The organism is Nocardioides silvaticus (assembly GCF_003160695.1).
GTDB lineage: Bacteria > Actinomycetota > Actinomycetes > Propionibacteriales > Nocardioidaceae > Nocardioides > Nocardioides silvaticus.
On the sequence record NZ_QGDD01000002.1, the window covers coordinates 233,041 to 250,460 of the forward strand.

Below are 17,420 nucleotides of genomic sequence, written 5' to 3' on the forward strand. Positions count from 1 at the left end.
GGTCTACACCAGTGGTCCAGACCTGGTGCCGGTCAGGAGGTCGGCCCCGAAGATCGCGGTGCCGGGGGTCAGCCGGCCGCGCACCGCGGACCAGCCGCCCCAGAGCCGGTCGTGGCCGGCGGGCCACTCCGGCTCCAGCAGGGTGGTGAGGTGGAATCCGGCGCCGGCGAGGATGCCGACCCAGTCGCCGAGCGTGCGGTGGTGCTCGACGTAGGCGATCGCGCCGGTGGTGTCGTCGACCTCGACGTAGGGCGTGCGGTCCCAGTACGGCTGGGTGGCGGTCAGCCCCTCCTCGGTCGGGTCGTCGGGGAACATCCAGCGGGTGGGGTGGGTGATCGAGAACGCGAACCGCCCGCCGGGCCGCAGCACGCGAGCGGCCTCGGCGACGGCGCGCTCGATGTCGGCGACGAACTGGAGCGCCCCGAAGGCGCAGAAGACGACGTCGAAGCTCCCGTCGGCGAAGGGCAGCACCGTCGCGGTGCCGCGCACGCTGGGCACGGCGATGCCGGTCTCCTCGTCGATGCGCAGCGAGTGCTGGAGCTGGCGGTGCGAGAGGTCGAGGCCGAACGCCCGGCCGCCCTGGTCGCGGATCCAGCGCGAGCACTGCCCGGCGCCGGAGCCCACCTCGAGCACGTCCTTGCCGACGAGCGGTCCGAGGATCCCGGCCTGCGCCTCGGTCAGCCCCTCCGGCCCCCACACGAAGCCGACGTCTCCGAGGAAGTCGCCGTGGGTGGCCTGGTACTCGTCGGCGTACCGGTCCCAGTCCAGACCGTTCGCGTGACGGGACTCGTCCTCCGTCGCTTCCCGGCGGTGCGCCGTCACGGGAGGATGGGGCCAGTGCTGCTGCTCCACGGCGACGAGCGTACTGCGCGAGGACTCGTCAGTTGGACTCAGGACTCGGCGCCCGCGTACCCTGGAATGTCGCGGTCCGAGGACCGCTGTCGAACATCCCAACGCTGTACTTTCCCTACTACATCTGCCCACCCAAGGACTGACCCACTCTATGACGAGCACCATCTCGACCCCCCTCGCGAGCAGCTACGACGACAACGCGCCCCAGGTGGCCGTGAACGACATCGGCTCCGAGGCGGACTTCCTGGCCGCGATCGACCAGACCATCAAGTACTTCAACGACGGTGACATCGTGGATGGCACCATCGTCAAGGTCGACCGGGACGAGGTCCTGCTCGACATCGGCTACAAGACCGAGGGCGTCATCCCCTCGCGCGAGCTCTCCATCAAGCACGACGTCGACCCGTCCGAGGTCGTCGAGGTCGGCGACAAGGTCGAGGCCCTGGTTCTCCAGAAGGAGGACAAGGAGGGTCGCCTGATCCTGTCCAAGAAGCGCGCCCAGTACGAGCGCGCCTGGGGCACGATCGAGGAGATCAAGGAGGCCGACGGCGTCGTCGAGGGCACCGTCATCGAGGTCGTCAAGGGTGGTCTGATCATCGACATCGGCCTGCGTGGCTTCCTCCCCGCCTCGCTGGTGGAGATGCGCCGGGTGCGCGACCTGCAGCCGTACGTCGGCCAGACGCTCGAGGCGAAGATCATCGAGCTCGACAAGAACCGCAACAACGTGGTCCTCTCCCGCCGTGCCTGGCTCGAGCAGACCCAGTCCGAGGTCCGTCACGGCTTCCTCACCCAGCTGCAGAAGGGCCAGATCCGCAAGGGTGTCGTGTCCTCGATCGTCAACTTCGGTGCGTTCGTGGACCTCGGCGGCGTCGACGGCCTCGTCCACGTCTCCGAGCTGTCCTGGAAGCACATCGACCACCCGTCCGAGGTGGTCGCCGTCGGTGACGAGGTCACCGTCGAGGTGCTCGACGTCGACATGGACCGCGAGCGGGTCTCGCTGTCGCTCAAGGCGACGCAGGAGGACCCCTGGCAGCACTTCGCCCGCACCCACCAGATCGGCCAGATCGTGCCCGGCAAGGTCACCAAGCTGGTGCCCTTCGGCTCGTTCGTGCGGGTCGAGGAGGGCATCGAGGGCCTGGTCCACATCTCCGAGCTGGCCGAGCGCCACGTGGAGATCCCCGAGCAGGTCGTCCAGGTCAACGACGACGTCATGGTCAAGATCATCGACATCGACCTCGAGCGTCGCCGGATCTCGCTCTCGCTGAAGCAGGCGAACGAGAACCCCGCCGCGTCCGACGTCGAGGAGTTCGACCCGACCCTCTACGGCATGCCGGCGACCTACGACGAGCAGGGCAACTACGTCTACCCCGAGGGCTTCGACCCCGAGACGGGCGAGTGGCTCGAGGGCTACGAGGAGCAGCGTGCGGTCTGGGAGGACCAGTACGCCAAGGCGCACGCCCGCTGGGAGGCGCACGTCAAGCAGCAGGCCGAGGCCAAGCAGGCCGAGATCGAGGCCGGCGAGGCGACGTCGTACTCCTCCGGCTCGGGCTCGAGCGAGGACACCGAAGCCGAGGACGCGGGCGGCTCGCTCGCCTCGGACGAGGCGCTGCAGGCGCTCCGCGAGAAGCTGACCGGCGGCGGTGCCTGAGCCTGTCGAAGGCAACTGACCGCTCACGCAGAAGGCCCCCACGTCATCGACGTGGGGGCCTTGTGCATTGCGTGCGTCTGCGGCGATCAGGCCAGGCGCGAGCCGCCGCGTGCCGGCGGGAGGAACCGGCGGTCGAGCTGGTGGGACAGGGGAGGAGTCGTGGGACCGCGGCCCTCACGGACGAGCGTGACAACAGTGCTGACCGTGCCGACCACGACCAGTGCAGAAAGAAGAACCGTCATGATCATGGAACCCATGGTGCGCCTGCGTTCTTCCCGGGTCCAGGGGTGATCTGCGCCGCAGGTCAACGGTGGGTGAGGGCGCGGGCCGGCGGGAGGAAGCTCGGGTCGACGGAGTGCGAGGTCGGCGGCGCCGAGGGACCGCGGCCGTCGCGGTAGAGGGAGTAGGCCGTGCCGAAGAGGCCGGCGAGGACGGTGAGGGTGAGGAGGAAGAGGAAGAGTGCCATGGCAGAAAGTCTCCTCCGTGCGTGATCCTGCCACCAGTGGCAGAAAAGCCGGACTCCGTTGATTTTCTGCCAGAGGCGTGATTGCATGGCGCGATGCTGACCAACGTGGCCGTGCTGGCCTACGAGGGCGTGGCCCCGTTCGAGCTCGGGGTGCTCTGCGAGGCGTTCGGCCTCGACCGCACCCAGCACGGCGTGCCGAGGCTGGAGTTCGCCGTCTGCGCCCAGTCGCCGGAGCCGATCCCGACGTCCATGGGGTTCTCCCTGCAGGTCCACGAAGGCCTCGAACGGGTGCGCGACGCCGACCTGGTCGCCGTGCCGGCCCTGCCGCGCGGCCGAGCGGCGCCCGGACCGGTGCTCGACGCCATCCGCGAGGCCTACGACCGAGGAGCCCGGATCCTCTCGGTCTGCAGCGGCGCGTTCACGCTCGGTGAGGCCGGACTGCTGGACGGCCGCGAGTGCACCACCCACTGGATGTACACCCAGGAGCTCCAGAGCCGGTTCCCTGCCGCCAAGGTGGTGCCGGAGGTGCTCTACGTCGACACCGGCCAGGTCGTCACCAGCGCCGGGACCGCGGCCGGCCTCGACGCCTGCCTGCACATCTGGCGCCAGGAGTACGGCGCGGCCGTGGCGAGCATGGTCGCCCGGCGGGCCGTCGTACCCCCGCACCGCGACGGGGGCCAGGCGCAGTACATCGCGCGGGCGGTGCCCGCGTGCGACGCCGACACGCTCCGGCCGCTGCTCTCGTGGATCCTCGAGAACCTGGGCGAGGAGCACAGCGTCGACTCCCTGGCGAAGCGGGCGCTGATGTCGCCGCGCACCTTCGCCCGACGGTTCCGCGACGAGACCGGCACCACGCCCCACAGCTGGGTGACCGCGCAACGGGTGGCGGCTGCCGAGGAGCTGCTGGAGACCACGGAGCAGCCGGTGGAGTGGATCGCGAGCGAGGTCGGCTTCGGCAACGCCGCGGCGCTGCGGCACCACTTCCAGCGGATCCGCGGGGTCAGCCCCCTGCAGTACCGCCGGACGTTCTGTCCCGCGCCCGCCGAGGCTTCCGCCTGAGCCATGGCGCGACGACGCATCCTCCGGGCGGGGGTCGTTCTGCTGCTGGCGTGCGCGCTCGGCCTGCCTGCCCTGCCGCCGCCGGCACCCGCGGCGACGTCGAGCCCGGTCGTGACGTGGCCGGCCAAGAAGCGCACCCTCGAGGACGGCCGCACCTACTTCGTGCGGGCACCCGTCTGCAAGCCGGCCCGTTCGGCCTACTGCCAGAAGTTCCTCCAGCGGCGGCGGTCGTTGGTCTTCTTCCTGCACGGGGCGACCGGGGACGAGAGCCGCGAGGCGGCGTCGGGCTGGCTGGGAGGACTCCACTCGCTGAGTCGCGACACCATCTTCGTCTTCGGCCTGACCGAGAACGGCCAGGGGCGGTGGGATGCCGGCTTCTGCTGCACCGCGCAGCCGGTCGACGACATCGGTTACCTCGCCGACGTGGTGGGCGACGTCTCCCGCAGGTGGAGGATCGACCGGACGCGGATCGGCGCGATGGGGCTCTCCAACGGCGGGATGCTGGCTCTTCGTGCGGCGTGTGAACGACCCGACCTGCTGGCAACGGTGGCGGCGCTCGCTGCGACCTTCGACGGACCGTGCGACGTCGGCCGGATCCGGGTCCGCCAGTGGCACGGGGAGGACGACCGCACCGTTCCCCTCGAAGGGGGGACGTTCACGTTCGGCGGCCGGGTCATCACGTTGCCGCCTGTCGCCTCGCTCCCGGAACGGATGGCGGAGGAGTCGACCTTCGGGCTGCGGGTGCTCCAGGACCGGGGACACGGGATGTCCTGGTCCGAGTTCAGCGCCGCGACCAAGTGGCTGGTCAGGCGCCTCGCGGAGTAACGGGCCCGGCCAGCTCGGTCCGGCGCACCTTGCCGGTGATCGTGCGCGGCAGGCTGTCGCGGAAGACGTAGGTCTTCGGTCGCTTGGGCGGTGCCAGCCGCTCCCGGGCGTACGACGCCAGCGCGTCCTCGTCGACCTCGCCGACGACCGCTGCGCAGACCCGCTGCCCCCAGTCGGGGTCGGGCACGCCGTAGACCGCGACGTCGGCCACGCCCGGGCACTCGCCGAGCACCTGCTCCACCTCGGCGGGGTAGACGTTGACGCCGCCGCTGATGATCAGGTCCTCGCGCCGCCCGTCGAGGTAGACGTAGCCGTCGGCGTCGATCCGGCCGTGGTCGCCGACGGTGAACGCCGGTCCGAGCGGCGTCTCGCGCCATGCGGCGGCGGTCTTCTCCGGGTCGCCGTAGTAGGTGAACCGCGCGTGGTCGGGGACGACGCACCACAAGGTGCCGTCCGGGTCGGCAGTCAGGATGCGGCCGGGCCGAGCGCGCCCGACGGTGCCCGGGCGCTGCTCCCACTCCTCGCTGCGGCAGGCCGTGAACTGGCCCTCGGTCGAGCCGTAGAACTCCCAGGTCGACCCGGCCGGGAACAGCTCGACGAGGCGTCGCTTGACGTCGGTGGGGCACGGTGCGCCCGCGTGCGCGACCAGCCGGAAGGAGGTCAGGTCCGGGACGCCGACCTCCTCCCAGTGGGCGAACAGCCGTTGCAGGTGGGTCGGGACGCAGAACATCGTCGTCGGCCGTTCCCGTGCGATCGCCGCTGTCACCGCGGCCGGTTCGAACGGCCCGGGGATGACCACCCTGCCGCCGGCCAGCATCGTGCCCATCGCGAAGCGGAGCGGCGCCGAGTGGTACAGCGGGCTCAGCACCAGGTTGACGTCGTCGGCAGTGAAACCCCACAGGTCGCGCTCCTCGGCGACCAGCGCGCGAGCCGCGGCCTCGTCCAGCAACCCCGACCACACGCCCTTGGGTGTGCCGGTGGTGCCGCTCGTGCAGTGCAGCGGCCGGCCCCGCGGAAGCCCGGCATCGGGGAGCCCGGACGCGAGCTCGGCGAGGGCCTGCTCGTCCTCGACGACGAGGGTGGGGTCGATCCCGGCGAGGATCCGGGCCCGCTCGGTCGGCGTCAGCCGGGGGTCGAGCGGCACCGGGAAGGCGCCGGCAGTCAGCAGGCGGAGCACCACGTCGAGGTAGTCGTGGGAGCCGTGCACCAGCAGCGCCACCCGGTCCCCGGTCCGCACGCCCGTCGCCACGGGTCCCACAGTAGGGTCCCGGTTGTGCGGACCGGCAGGGGAGGCTCACGGCTGCGCACGGCCGCGGGCCTGGTGCTCGCGCTGCTCGTGCTCGGCCTGCTGCCGGTGCCGGTGCCGCCGGTGTCGCCGGGTCCGGCGGGGGCAGCCGTCCCGCCGCGACCGGTTCGGATCCTGTTGCTCGGTGACTCCGTCACGCAGGGGTCGGCCGGCGACTGGACCTGGCGCTACCGACTCTGGCAGCACTTCGAGCGCGCCGGGGTCGCGGTCAACCTGGTCGGGCCGCGGGACGACCTGTGGAACGACGTCACCAAGCGGCACGGCTCGGGCGCCTACGTCGACCCCGGCTTCGACTCCGACCACGCCGCTCGCTGGGGCATGACGATCGAGGCGCCGGACGCCCCCGTCGGCGACCTGGTCGTCCAGTTCCGCCCGGACGTCGTCGTGGTGATGCTCGGCATCAACGACCTCTTCGTCGACCCGCCCGAGTCGGTCGCCGGCCGGACGACGGAGCTGGTGGCCGAGGTCCGCGAGGCGGCTCCGGCGACGAGCCTGGTGCTCGCCGAGGTTACCCAGACCTGGTTCACCACCGCGCCCGCGTTCAACGAGCTCCTCGCCGAGGTGGCGAGCACCGCCGACCAGCCGGGCTCCCGTGTCGTCGTCGCCCGGACGGCAGCCGACTACAACAGGGACGCCGACACCTGGGACAACTCGCACCCGAACGCGCGGGGCGAGGTCAAGATCGCCGCCGCGGTCGCCGACGCGCTCTCCGAGATCGGCGTCGGCCCGCCGGCCGACCGACCGCTGCCCGCCGTCCAGGTCGGGCCGCGGACCGGCGCCCGGCTCCGCGCAGCCGCCCGCGTGCGGGGCGCGAGGCTCACCTGGAGGGGACCGCCCGGCGCCACCGCACAGCTCGTCTGGCGGCGCGACCTCACCCGCGGCACGCGGTGGCAGCGGCTGCCCCGGCAGGTGTCGGGCACCGCGACGACGATCCGCTCCTTGCGGCCCGGGCACCGCTACCGCTTCCGGCTGCAGCCGGTGAAGGGCGACGACCGGCCCCAGGGCCGGGTGTTCTCGAACCCCGCCACGGTCGTCCCGACCCGATGAGCCGGCCCGGGCCGCAGTAGGGTCCGGGTGTGCGGATCGGACTGACCGGGGGGATCGCCTCGGGCAAGAGCTCGGTGTCGGCGATCCTCCGTGAGCTCGGGGCCGTCGTGATCGACGCCGACCAGCTGGCTCGCGAGGTCGTGGCGAAGGGCACCCGCGGCCTGGAGCAGGTGGTCGAGGCGTTCGGCGCCGAGGTGCTCGGCCCGGACGGTGAGATGGACCGGGCCAAGGTCGGCGCGATCGTGTTCGCCGACGAGGAGCGGCGCCGGGTGCTCGAGTCGATCGTGCACCCGTTGGTGTTCGAGCGGATCGTCGAGCTCGAAGCGGCGGCGAACGGTGTCGACGGAGCCGACGGGACGGACCTGGTCGTCCACGACATCCCGCTGCTCGCCGAGTCCGGCCGTGCCGACACGTTCGACGCGGTGATCGTGGTCGATGCGCCGGTCGAGGTCCAGGTCGAGCGGATGGTCCGGGACCGCGGCTGGACGCGCGAGGAGGCGGAGGCCCGGATCGCGGCGCAGGCGAGCCGCGAGGACCGACGGGCGGTCGCGACGTACGTCATCGACAACACCGGGACGCTCGACGACCTCCGTCACCGGGTGACGGAGGTCGTGGAGGAGCTGCGCTCGTAGGAGTGGGGACAGGACTCCTACGCGGCCAGGTCGGGGTCCCCCAGCCGCCGCAGCTTCTGCAGTGCCTCGCGCTCCAGCTGACGCACGCGCTCGGCGGAGATCCCGTGCTTGGCGCCGATGTCGGCCAGCTTGTGCTGGCGACCGTCGACCAGGCCGTAGCGGGAACGGATGATGTCGGCCGCCCGCTCGTCGAGCTGACTGACCAGGGTGTTGAGCCGGTCGCGCGCCTCGGTGTCGAGCACCGTGAGGTCGGGACCCGGCGCCGTCTCCTGGGCCATCAGGTCACCGAGGGAGGTGTCGCCGTCCTCGTCGACCGGGGTGTCGAGGCTGACGTGCTCGCGACCCCACGCCATCAGGTCGAGGACCCGGTCGAGGTCCATGCCGAGCTCGTCGGCGATCTCCTTGGGGTCGGGCTCACGGCCGAGCTGGCGCTCGAGGGTACGCCGGGCGCCGCCGACCTGGTTGAGCTCCTCGACGACGTGCACGGGCAGTCGTACCACCCGGGCCTGCTGGGCGATGCCGCGGGTGATCGCCTGGCGGACCCACCAGGTCGCGTAGGTCGAGAACTTGTAGCCCTTGGCGTAGTCGAACTTCTCGACGGCGCGGATCAGGCCGGTGTTGCCCTCCTGGATCAGGTCCAGCATCGGCATCTGGGCCCGGCCGTACTTGCGGGCGATCGACACGACCAGCCGCAGGTTGGCGTTGATGAACTCCGTGACGGCCTTCTGCCCCTCCTCGGCCAGCCACTCGAGCTCCTCGCGGGTGGCGCGCTTCGGCGCGCCCCCCTTGGCGCGACCGATCCGGCCCTGGTCGAGCAGGTGCTGGGCGTAGAGACCGGCTTCGATGGTCTTGGCGAGCTCGACCTCCCGAGCGGCATCGAGCAGGGGGGTGCGGGCGATCTCGTCGAGGTACAGGCCGACGCTGTCGCGGCCCTCGATCTCGCGGCCGCCCGTGGCGCGCGGGCGGGAGGTCCGACCGGCTCCTGTCTGACTGGTCACCGCTGTGGCTGTCATCGCGACCCTCCTTCGCCTACCGACGTCCGACGCCGGTACTTCGTCTCAACGCACCGCTGCGGATTGGTGTTCCCTGTGGGTGTCCACTCCGAGAAGTGCTCTCGCTTACCCAGACGTCCCAGCGGGTCGGAGAGTTGCCGACACCGACAACTCTCAGGGACTTCTCAGTGATGTTCCTGACGTGCCGGGGTTGTACCCATGGCTGCCAGGCCCATCCGGTCGAGGATCCAGGCGAGGGTGAAGGCGCGGTCGTGCCAGGCCTTGTAGCGACCGGAGACGCCGCCGTGCCCCGCGGCCATCTCGGTGCGGAGCAGCACGTCGGTCCCCGGCGCGGTGGCCCGGAGCCGGGCCACCCACTTGGCCGGCTCGACGTAGAGCACCCGCACGTCGTTGAGCGACGTCTCCGCCAGGATGGGCGGGTAGGGGAGGTCCGCGACGTTCTCGTACGGCGCGTAGGAGGCGATGAGGTCGTACGCCGCCGGGTCGGCCTCGGGATTGCCCCACTCGTCGTACTCGGTGACGGTGAGGGGGAGGCTGGCGTCGAGCATCGAGGTGAGGGCGTCGACGAACGGCACGGTCGCGACGATGCCGCCGAACGCGTCGGGAGCCTGGTTGGCGACCGCGCCCATGAGCAGTCCGCCGGCGCTCGCCCCTTCGGCGACCAGCCGGTCCGCTGTCGTCCACCCGGTGTCGACCAGGTGCCGCGCGCAGGCGATGAAGTCGTCGAAGGTGTGCTGCTTGTGCGCGAGCTTTCCGTCGTCGTACCAGTGGCGACCGAGCTCGCCGCCGCCGCGGACGTGGGCGACGGCGAACGCCGCACCCCGGTCGAGCAGGGAGAGCCGGGCGACGGAGAAGTACGGGTCGATCGAGGTCTCGTAGGCGCCGTAGCCGTAGAGGAGCAGCGGCACCGGGCCGCCCGCCCGCGCGTCCTTGCGGACGACGAGGGAGATCGGCACCTCGACGCCGTCGGGCGCGGTCGCCCAGATCCGGTGCTCCTCGTAGTCGGCCGGCTCGTAGCCGCCGAGGACCGGTGCTTGCTTGAGCAACGTGCGCTCCCGCGTGCGGAGGTCGAGGTCGTAGACCGAGGCCGGCTGCACCAGGCTGGTCATGCCGACCCGGACCGTCGGCTGCTCGAACGACGGGTTGCTGCCCGCGCCCGACGTCGCGAGCTCGCCGGGGAACTCCACCAGCCAGTCGTCGACGATCGCCGCCTCGCCCTCGCCGCCGAGGTTCAGGATCCGCACCCGGGGCAGGCCGCCACTGCGCTGCTGCACGACGAGGTGGGAGGCGTAGGCGTCGACGTCCTCGAGCCGTACGGCGGGGTCGTGGGCCAGGAGCGGCTGCCACTCCGAGCGCGGGGTCGGCCGCGGGGGAGCGGTGGCCAGCTCGAACTCGGGACCGGCAGCGTTGTGCAGGACCAGGAAGGTGTCCTCCCCGCCGACGACGGCGTGCTCGAGGGCGTACTCGACGCCCTCCTCACGGGTCGCGAAGCACCAGGGCTCCGCGTCAGGGTCGGTCGCGTCGAGGACGTGGTACTCCGAGGTGTTCTTCGCCGAGGCCGCGATGACGACGTAGCGCCGGCTGCGGGTGCGGCCCACGCCGACCCAGAACCGCTGGTCGGGCTCGTGGAAGACCAGCTCGTCGGTGGACTGGTCGGTGCCGAGCCGGTGCCGCCAGATCTTGTCGGCGCGCCAGCTCTCGTCGATGGTCGTGTAGTAGAAGTGGTCGGAGGTCGCACCCCAGGTGACCCCGCCCAGGACACCCGTCAGCTCGTCCGGAGCCAGCTCCCCGGTGTCGAGGTCCTTGACGCGGACGGTGTAGCGCTCGTCGCCGACGACGTCGGTGGAGTAGGCGAGCAGCCGGTCGTCGGGGCTGACCGACGAGCCGCCCAGCGAGAAGAACTCGTGACCCTCGGCGAGGGCGTCGAGGTCGAGCATGACCTGCTCGCCCGGCAGCGCCGGCTCGTCGGGCCGCGCCGCCTCCGCGGGACGCGGCGGCACCCAGCTGTCCGGGGCGTCCGGATCGGCCACCGGCACGCGGCAGCTGGCGCCGTACTGGCGGCCCTCGAACGAGCGGCCGTAGTACCAGTAGCCGCGCACCCGCGTGGGCACCGAGAGGTCGGTCTCCAGGGTGCGGGCCTTGATCTCCTCGAACAACTGCTGCCGCAGGTCGGCGAGGTGCGCCGTGCGCTCCTGCGTGTGGGCGTTCTCGGCCTCGAGGTGGCCGATCACCTCGGGGTCCTCCTTGGCCCGGAGCCACTCGTAGTCGTCGGTGCGGGTACGGCCGTGGTGGGTCGTCGTGACCGGGCGGCGAGGGGCGACAGGTGCGGACACGATCGCCACCGTATCCGGCGCTCCTCGATCCACAGGTACCGGTGGAATCTGTGGAGTTCCGGCGGTTCCTGTGGAGGAATCGGGGCCGGTTTGTGGAGGAGCCTGTGGGACTCGAAGAATGTCGGAAATCTTCACCCAAACCCCTTGTGCGGGGCTTCCGCACCGGCGTAGAACTCTCCCTACCGAAACGGAACGCAGGGCCTCCGGGCCAGGCGGGAAGGATCGGGGAGCCGGACGGAAGTCCTCTCCAGCCGCGGGGCGACCCGCGGGCGCTGACCCCGGTGGCGGGTCCAGCGGCGAGAGGTTCGGAAGTCCGGGTCGGTCGGAGCCACCGCAACCGATCACCTTTGCGGCCCTCCTGATGCTCATACCATCAAGAGGGCCGCATCCCTTTTTGGGCGCGAGCGCGTCTTCGCTCCGAGGTCGGGCAGCCTTCGGCCGCTCCGGTCGCTCGTTCCTCGCTCCCTCCGGGCGCGCGAAGGCTGCAGGAGAGGGAGCTCTCGCCGCGCTGCCGCGCCGCGGTTGACGCAGTCTCGGGTTGCGGCCGCTGGGCGGCCTACGGCCCCGGCTCGGGGTGCTCGGGGTGGTGGTCGGGCTTGTCTTGCCGCTCGTCCGGCTGGTCGTCTTCGGGGGCGGGCCACTTCCAGCGCGTCAGGGCGGGGTCGACGACGGCGAAGGAGCGGACCGGGCCGGGTGGCGTGTCGGCGGTCTCGAAGCGGACGGTGACCACTCCCTTGCCGGCGCCCCAGACCCAGCCGCGGCCGTGCTCTTCGTGGACGACGTCCATGCCGGGGCGGTAGCCGCCGGTGGCGTCGACGGATGCGCCGACGGGCTTCGGTGGCGCGGGCGGCACCGTCCCGTGCGTCTCGTCCTCGGTCTCGGCAGGGTCGTCGGCGGCGGCTCCGAACAGCTCCTCCTGCACCCAGTCGGCGAGGCCGGAGACCCCGACACCGAGCAGCCGGACGCCGCCGGAGGTGTCGAGGTCCTCCAGCAGGCGGCGCGCCGTCCGTGCGATCACGCCCTCCTCGTCGGTGGGTGAGGGGAGCGTCGCGGAGCGGTTGAGGGTGGTGAAGTCGTAGAGGCGCACCTTGATGGTCACCGTGCGGCCGGAGAACCCGTTCTTGCGGAGCCGGCGGGCCACGTCGCCGGCCTGCCGGGTCAGCAGGCTCTCCATCAGCTTGCGGTCGGTCAGGTCCTGCTCGTAAGTGCCCTCGACGCTCACCGACTTCGTCTCGCGCTCGGGCTCGACCTGCCGGTCGTCGCGGGCGAAGGCCAGCTCGTGCAGCACGTGCCCGTGCGCTTTGCCGAGCATCCGGACCAGCTCGTCCTCGCTGATCTGCTGCAGGTCGGCGACGGTGGAGACGCCGCCGCGGCGCAGCCGCTCGACGGTGGCCGGACCGACGCCGGGGATGACCGAGACGTGCATCGGGCGCAGCAGGTCGAGCTCGGTGCCGGGCGGGACGACCACGAGGCCGTCGGGCTTGTCCAGGTCGCTGGCGACCTTGGCGAGGAACTTGGAGCTGGCGATGCCCACCGAGGCGGTCAGACCGCCGGTCACCTCCTGGACCCGGCGGCGCAGGTCCTCGGCAAGGCCGGTCACGGTCGGGACCTCCAGGTCCGGCAGGTCCGCGCGGGCGAGGTCGACGAACGCCTCGTCGAGCGACAGGGGCTCGACGAGCGGGGAGCAGGCGCGCAGCAGGTCCATCACCAGGACGCTGGTCGCCCTATAGGCCTCGAACCGTCCGGAGAGATAGGCGGCGTGCGGGCACCGCGCCCGCGCCTCCCGGGTCGACATGGCCGACCGCACGCCGTACGCCCGGGCCTCGTAGGACGCCGTCGCCACCACGCCCCGGCCGCCGACGCCGCCGACCACGACCGGCTTGCCGCGCAGCGACGGCTTGTCCCGTTGCTCGACCGCGGCGTAGAACGCGTCGAGGTCCAGGTGGAGGACCGAGGCCTGGGCGCGCACGGGTGAACCGTACGACGCCGCACGGACCACCTTGCGTCCCGGCACCCGTCGCCGACACGCCCCGTCCACAGCCACCGGCGAACCACGGCCGCGTCGTCGGGCCGGCAGCCGACCGTTGCCTCATGACTCCCACACCGAAGAGCTCCCCGCCCACCGCGACGACGCTCCGCGTCCGCTGCGCCGAGGACCTGATCGCGGTCGCCCCGGTCGTCCTGGGCTTCCACCCGAAGGACTCGGTGGTGATGATCACCAGCGACGGCGACCGGCCGTTCCAGGCCCGTTCCGACCTGCCGGAGCCCACGGCATCGCACGACGAGCTCGAGAGCCTCGCCGAGGACTTCGTCGGCGGCGCTCGCAGGAACGGCGTCCGCTCGCCCGCCTTCGTCTTCTTCAGTGCCGACGACGCCGCCGTGCGCCGGGTGTGGCCCGTCCTCCGGCAGCGCTGCCGGCAGCGGCTGCTCACCGTCGCGGCGGCCATCCGGGCCGACGGCCGGCGTTGGTACCCGTTGGTCGGCGACCGGCAGCTCCGCGCGTCGGGCGTCCCCTACGACGTCTCCAACCACCCCTTCGTCGCCGAAGCGGTGCTGCGCGGCATCGTCATCGCGAAGGACCGCGCAGCCGTCGTCGCGAGCGTCGCACCCGACCCGGCCGCCCAGCAGGCGATCGCCACCGTGCTGTGGTCGACAGGGCTGGACGTGGAGCCGCCCCCGCGCAACGGTGCCCACCGGAGGCGCTGGGGAGAGTGGCTCCAACGGCTGGTCGCCGCCCACGTCGGCGCGGGTTCGACAGCGACCGACGAGGAGGTCGCGCGCATCGCCTGGGCTGCGCGGGACCTGCGGGTCCGGGACGCCGCGTGGGCCCTCATCACCCGAGCCGACGCCGACCGGCACCGCGCGTTCTGGACCGACGTGGTCCGTCGGGTGCCGGACGCGCTGGTCCCGGCGCCGGCGGCGCTGCTCGGTTGGGCGGCGTGGCAGGCCGGGCACGGGGCCCTGGCGTGGATCGCTGTGGACCGGTGCCGCGAGGTCGACCCCGACTACGGCATGGCCGCGATCCTGGCCGGTTGCCTGGAGCAGGCGGTCCCGCCCGACCGGGTCGACTGCCCCCTCTCGTGGGACGAGGGGTTGCCAGCCTGACCCCGGACCAGCAAGTGTCGGACCATGGGCGAGGAGGTCGACGCACAGGAGTTCACCGGTGCTGACCGGACGAGGCACCGGGAGAAGGTCCGCCGTTGCCTCGACGTGTTCGAGCGGATGCTGCGCGAGTCGGCCTTCGACACCGACGACCCGATGACCGGGCTCGAGATGGAGCTGAACCTCGTGGACGAGGCCGGCGACCCGGCCCTGCGCAACGCCGAGGCGCTCGAGGCGATCGCCGACCCCGACTTCCAGACCGAGCTCGGGCAGTTCAACATCGAGATCAACTCACCGCCGGCACTGTTGCGCGACGGCGGCCTGACCGCCTTCGAGGAGGGACTGCGTCGCAGCCTCAACGAGGCCGAGCGGCGCTCGGCGGAGGTGGGCGCCCACCAGGTCATGATCGGCATCCTGCCGACGCTCACCGACGCCCACCTCTCGATCGACGCGATCAGCAGCAACCCGCGCTACCGGCTGCTCAGCGAGCAGGTGCTGCACGCACGCGGTGAGGACATCAGCATCGACATCCGCGGCGCCGACGTGCTGCGCACCACCGCCGACTCGATCTTGCCCGAGGCCGCCTGCACCAGCACCCAGCTCCACGTGCAGACCGCGCCCGACCGGTTCGCGTCGTACTGGAACGCCTCCCAGGCGATCGCGGGGGTGCAGCTCGCGCTGGCCGCGAACTCGCCGTACCTGCTCGGCAAGCAGCTCTGGCGCGAGACCCGGGTCCCGCTGTTCGAGCAGGCGACCGACACCCGCAGCGAGGAGCTGAAGGCGCAGGGCGTGCGACCCCGGGTGTGGTTCGGCGAGCGCTGGATCAACTCGGTGTTCGACCTGTTCGAGGAGAACGTCCGCTACTTCCCGGCCCTGCTCCCCGTCACCGACGACGAGGACCCGCTGACGGTCCTCGAGGCCGGCGGCATCCCCAACCTGTCGGAGCTGCGCCTCCACAACGGCACGATCTACCGGTGGAACCGGCCCGTCTACGACATCTCCGGAGGCCGGCCCCACCTGCGGGTCGAGAACCGGCTGCTCGCGGCCGGGCCGACCGTGGTCGACACCGTCGCCAACGCCGCGTTCTACTTCGGGCTGGTCCGCACCCTCGCCGAGAGCGAGCGGCCGCTGTGGTCGCAGATGTCGTTCAGCGCGGCGGAGGAGAACTTCCACACCGCTGCCCGTGACGGCGTCGACGCCGAGATCTACTGGCCCGGGGTCGGGCGGGTGCGTGCCACCGAGCTGGTGCTGCGCCGGCTGCTGCCGCAGGCCCACGAGGGACTGGCCGCGTGGGGGGTCGACCGGGCGGAGGTGGACCGCTACCTCGGGATCATCGAGAGCCGGTGCCTGGCCGGCACCAACGGCGCCGAGTGGTTCGTCCGGCAGATGGCCGAGCGCGAGGACCAGGACCGGTACGACGCGATCCGGTCGGTGCTGGCGATCTACCGCGAGGGCATGCACGCCAACGCGCCCGTCCACACGTGGTAGCCGGGCGCTAGCGCGGGCGGACCCGCTTCCACGTCCGGTGCACCCCGGTCCGCGGGTCGTGCCAGCTGCGTCGGGTGACGACCACCAGGCCCAGCGCCAGGCCGAGCTCGCCGCCGGCCGCGCCGACGGCAGCCGACCAGGCACCGTCGACATCGTGCGCTGCCAGGTCGCCGCGGCGGGTGAGCCACACCAGCGGCACCACGCCCTTCTCCAGTGCCGGGCGCAGCATCGCCTCCACCACGTCGGTCCGGGTGGCGAGGTCGAGCTCGCCGTCGACCTCGAACGTGCGTGCCCGGATGCCGGGGACGCCCACGTGCAGCACGGGCGGGAAGATCCTGCGGCGTTCGAGCCGGGCGTGGTCGAACACGGCCCGCCGCAACAGCTGCTGGACCGCCCGGTCGACGGGCTCCCGCAACCCGCCCGCGCCGTCGTACCCCATGCGCGGCAGCCTGCCCGATCCCGCAGGCGCGCGGTTCAGTCCTCCACAGGCAGCGTCGCGTTGAGCCGGGCAGCCTGGAGGGTGAGGTGGTCGCGCTCGGCGGTGTTGGTCGCGGCCCGGGCGGCCTCGGCGTAGAGCCGGGCAGCGATGCGGAGGTCGCCGGCGCGCTCGTGGAGGTACGCCGAGACGGCCCCGAACCGGGGGAGGGCCGGGCCGAGCCCGGCCAGCGCGGCCAGGCCGGCCGGGGCGCCGTCGGCCTCGCCCACCGCCACCGCGCGGTTGAGCCGGGCGATCGGACTCTCCGTCATCCGCACCAGCTCGTCGTACCACTCGACGATCTGCACCCAGTCGGTCTCCTCGGCGCGTCGGGCGTCGGCGTGCAGGGCAGCGATCGCCGCCTGGGCCTGGAACTCGCCGAGCCGGTCGTGGGTCAGGGCCTGCTGGAGGATCGCGATGCCCTCGGCGATCAGTCGGGTGTCCCAGCGGGTGCGGTCCTGCTCGGCGAGCGGCACCAGGGTGCCGTCGGGGCGGGTGCGCGCCGGACGCCGCGCGTGGTGGAGCAGCATCAGCGCGAGCAGCCCGGAGACCTCCGGGTGGTCGATCCGCTCGGCCAGCTGGCGGGTGAGACGGATCGCCTCGGCCGCGAGGTCGACGTCGCCGGAGTAACCCTCGTTGAAGACCAGGTAGAGCACCCGGAGCACCGTCGCGACGTCGCCGGCCCGGTCGAACCGCACGTCGGCGACCGTGCGCTTGGCGCGGCTGATCCGCTGGCCCATCGTCGCCTCCGGCACCAGGTAGGCCTCCGCGATCTGCCGGGTGGTGAGGCCGCCCACCGCGCGCAGCGTGAGCGCGACCGCTGACGCCGGCGTGAGCGACGGGTGCGCGCACAGGAAGTAGAGCTGGAGCGTGTCGTCGAGTGCCGGTCCGGCCTCGGGTCCCGGCTCCGACTCCACCTGCTCCTCGCGCCGCCGGCGGGCGGTCTCGGAGCGGGTGGCGTCGATGAACTTCCGCCACGCCACCGTGACCAGCCACGGCTTCGGGTCGCGCGGCGGGTCGTCCGGCCAGACCCGCATCGCCTCGAGCAGGCTCTCCTGCACGGCGTCCTCGGCCGCCGCGAAGTCTGCTCCGCGGCGGACGAGGACGCCGATCGTGGCGGGGATGAGCGATCGCAGCAGCGCCTCGTCCACGCCGGGTGCCTCCGAGCTCATCG

16 protein-coding genes are annotated in these 17,420 nt (G+C 72.3%); 7 read left to right on the forward strand and 9 right to left on the reverse strand.

Translation table 11 applies throughout. The features are described from left to right. Positions 1-3: 3 nt before the first annotated feature. On the reverse strand, positions 4-852 hold the full coding sequence (locus DJ010_RS05940) for a class I SAM-dependent methyltransferase (RefSeq protein WP_170124620.1): 849 nt from the start codon (positions 850-852) through the stop codon (positions 4-6). Between the two features lie 151 nt (positions 853-1,003). Here DJ010_RS05940 and rpsA point away from each other — a divergent pair, with 151 nt between their 5' ends. Continuing rightward, positions 1,004-2,500: a 30S ribosomal protein S1 gene (gene rpsA, locus DJ010_RS05945; RefSeq protein ID WP_109692725.1), complete on the forward strand. Its 1,497-nt coding sequence runs from the start codon at positions 1,004-1,006 to the stop codon at positions 2,498-2,500. Between the two features lie 86 nt (positions 2,501-2,586). Here the strand turns inward: rpsA and DJ010_RS22000 are convergent, their stop codons facing one another. After that, positions 2,587-2,748, reverse strand: a complete 162-nt coding sequence (locus DJ010_RS22000) for a hypothetical protein (RefSeq protein WP_158282949.1) — start codon at positions 2,746-2,748, stop codon at positions 2,587-2,589. A gap of 56 nt (positions 2,749-2,804) precedes the next feature. Continuing rightward, complete coding sequence (locus tag DJ010_RS22005) at positions 2,805-2,966, reverse strand: hypothetical protein (RefSeq protein WP_158282950.1); 162 nt, start codon at positions 2,964-2,966, stop codon at positions 2,805-2,807. A 93-nt stretch (positions 2,967-3,059) separates the two neighbouring features. On the opposite strand from DJ010_RS22005, the gene DJ010_RS05950 reads away from it, so the two are divergent. Both DJ010_RS05950 and DJ010_RS05955 read left to right on the forward strand, forming a co-directional pair. Then, positions 3,060-4,025 (forward strand): helix-turn-helix domain-containing protein, encoded by a 966-nt coding sequence (locus DJ010_RS05950; protein WP_109692726.1) that lies wholly within the window; start codon positions 3,060-3,062, stop codon positions 4,023-4,025. Positions 4,026-4,028: 3 nt separating this feature from the next. After that, positions 4,029-4,850 carry a CE1 family esterase gene (locus DJ010_RS05955; protein WP_109692727.1) on the forward strand — a complete coding sequence of 274 codons (822 nt, stop codon included), beginning with the start codon at positions 4,029-4,031 and terminating at the stop codon, positions 4,848-4,850. Here DJ010_RS05955 and DJ010_RS05960 read toward each other — a convergent pair. Continuing rightward, a complete protein-coding gene (locus DJ010_RS05960; RefSeq protein ID WP_245927268.1) occupies positions 4,831-6,099 on the reverse strand; it encodes a class I adenylate-forming enzyme family protein in 1,269 nt (422 codons plus the stop codon). The genes DJ010_RS05955 and DJ010_RS05960 overlap by 20 nt on opposite strands. Positions 6,100-6,123: 24 nt before the next feature. On the opposite strand from DJ010_RS05960, the gene DJ010_RS05965 reads away from it, so the two are divergent. Together DJ010_RS05965 and coaE are read left to right on the forward strand one after the other, a co-directional pair. Then, positions 6,124-7,203: a GDSL-type esterase/lipase family protein gene (locus DJ010_RS05965; RefSeq protein ID WP_158282951.1), complete on the forward strand. Its 1,080-nt coding sequence runs from the start codon at positions 6,124-6,126 to the stop codon at positions 7,201-7,203. Positions 7,204-7,232: 29 nt separating this feature from the next. Next, a complete protein-coding gene (coaE, locus tag DJ010_RS05970) occupies positions 7,233-7,835 on the forward strand; it encodes a dephospho-CoA kinase (protein ID WP_109692729.1) in 603 nt (200 codons plus the stop codon). 17 nt (positions 7,836-7,852) lie between these two features. On the opposite strand, the gene DJ010_RS05975 is transcribed toward coaE, so the two are convergent. From DJ010_RS05975 to DJ010_RS05985, 3 genes are all read right to left on the reverse strand, one after another. Further along, positions 7,853-8,848, reverse strand: a complete 996-nt coding sequence (locus tag DJ010_RS05975; RefSeq protein WP_109692730.1) for a sigma-70 family RNA polymerase sigma factor — start codon at positions 8,846-8,848, stop codon at positions 7,853-7,855. Positions 8,849-9,012: 164 nt separating this feature from the next. Next, positions 9,013-11,181, reverse strand: a complete 2,169-nt coding sequence (locus DJ010_RS05980; protein ID WP_245927269.1) for a S9 family peptidase — start codon at positions 11,179-11,181, stop codon at positions 9,013-9,015. Positions 11,182-11,737: 556 nt separating this feature from the next. Next, complete coding sequence (locus DJ010_RS05985) at positions 11,738-13,150, reverse strand: DNA polymerase IV (protein ID WP_109693120.1); 1,413 nt, start codon at positions 13,148-13,150, stop codon at positions 11,738-11,740. Positions 13,151-13,272: 122 nt separating this feature from the next. On the opposite strand from DJ010_RS05985, the gene DJ010_RS05990 reads away from it, so the two are divergent. Then, positions 13,273-14,286 (forward strand): DUF4192 domain-containing protein, encoded by a 1,014-nt coding sequence (locus tag DJ010_RS05990; RefSeq protein WP_109692732.1) that lies wholly within the window; start codon positions 13,273-13,275, stop codon positions 14,284-14,286. 24 nt (positions 14,287-14,310) lie between these two features. Further along, positions 14,311-15,771, forward strand: coding sequence for a glutamate-cysteine ligase family protein (locus DJ010_RS05995; protein WP_109692733.1), 1,461 nt, complete (start codon positions 14,311-14,313; stop codon positions 15,769-15,771). A 7-nt stretch (positions 15,772-15,778) separates the two neighbouring features. Here the strand turns inward: DJ010_RS05995 and DJ010_RS06000 are convergent, their stop codons facing one another. Then, a complete protein-coding gene (locus tag DJ010_RS06000; RefSeq protein ID WP_109692734.1) occupies positions 15,779-16,210 on the reverse strand; it encodes a hypothetical protein in 432 nt (143 codons plus the stop codon). Positions 16,211-16,245: 35 nt separating this feature from the next. Next, complete coding sequence (locus DJ010_RS06005) at positions 16,246-17,418, reverse strand: RNA polymerase sigma factor (RefSeq protein WP_211318671.1); 1,173 nt, start codon at positions 17,416-17,418, stop codon at positions 16,246-16,248. Positions 17,419-17,420 lie beyond the last annotated feature (2 nt).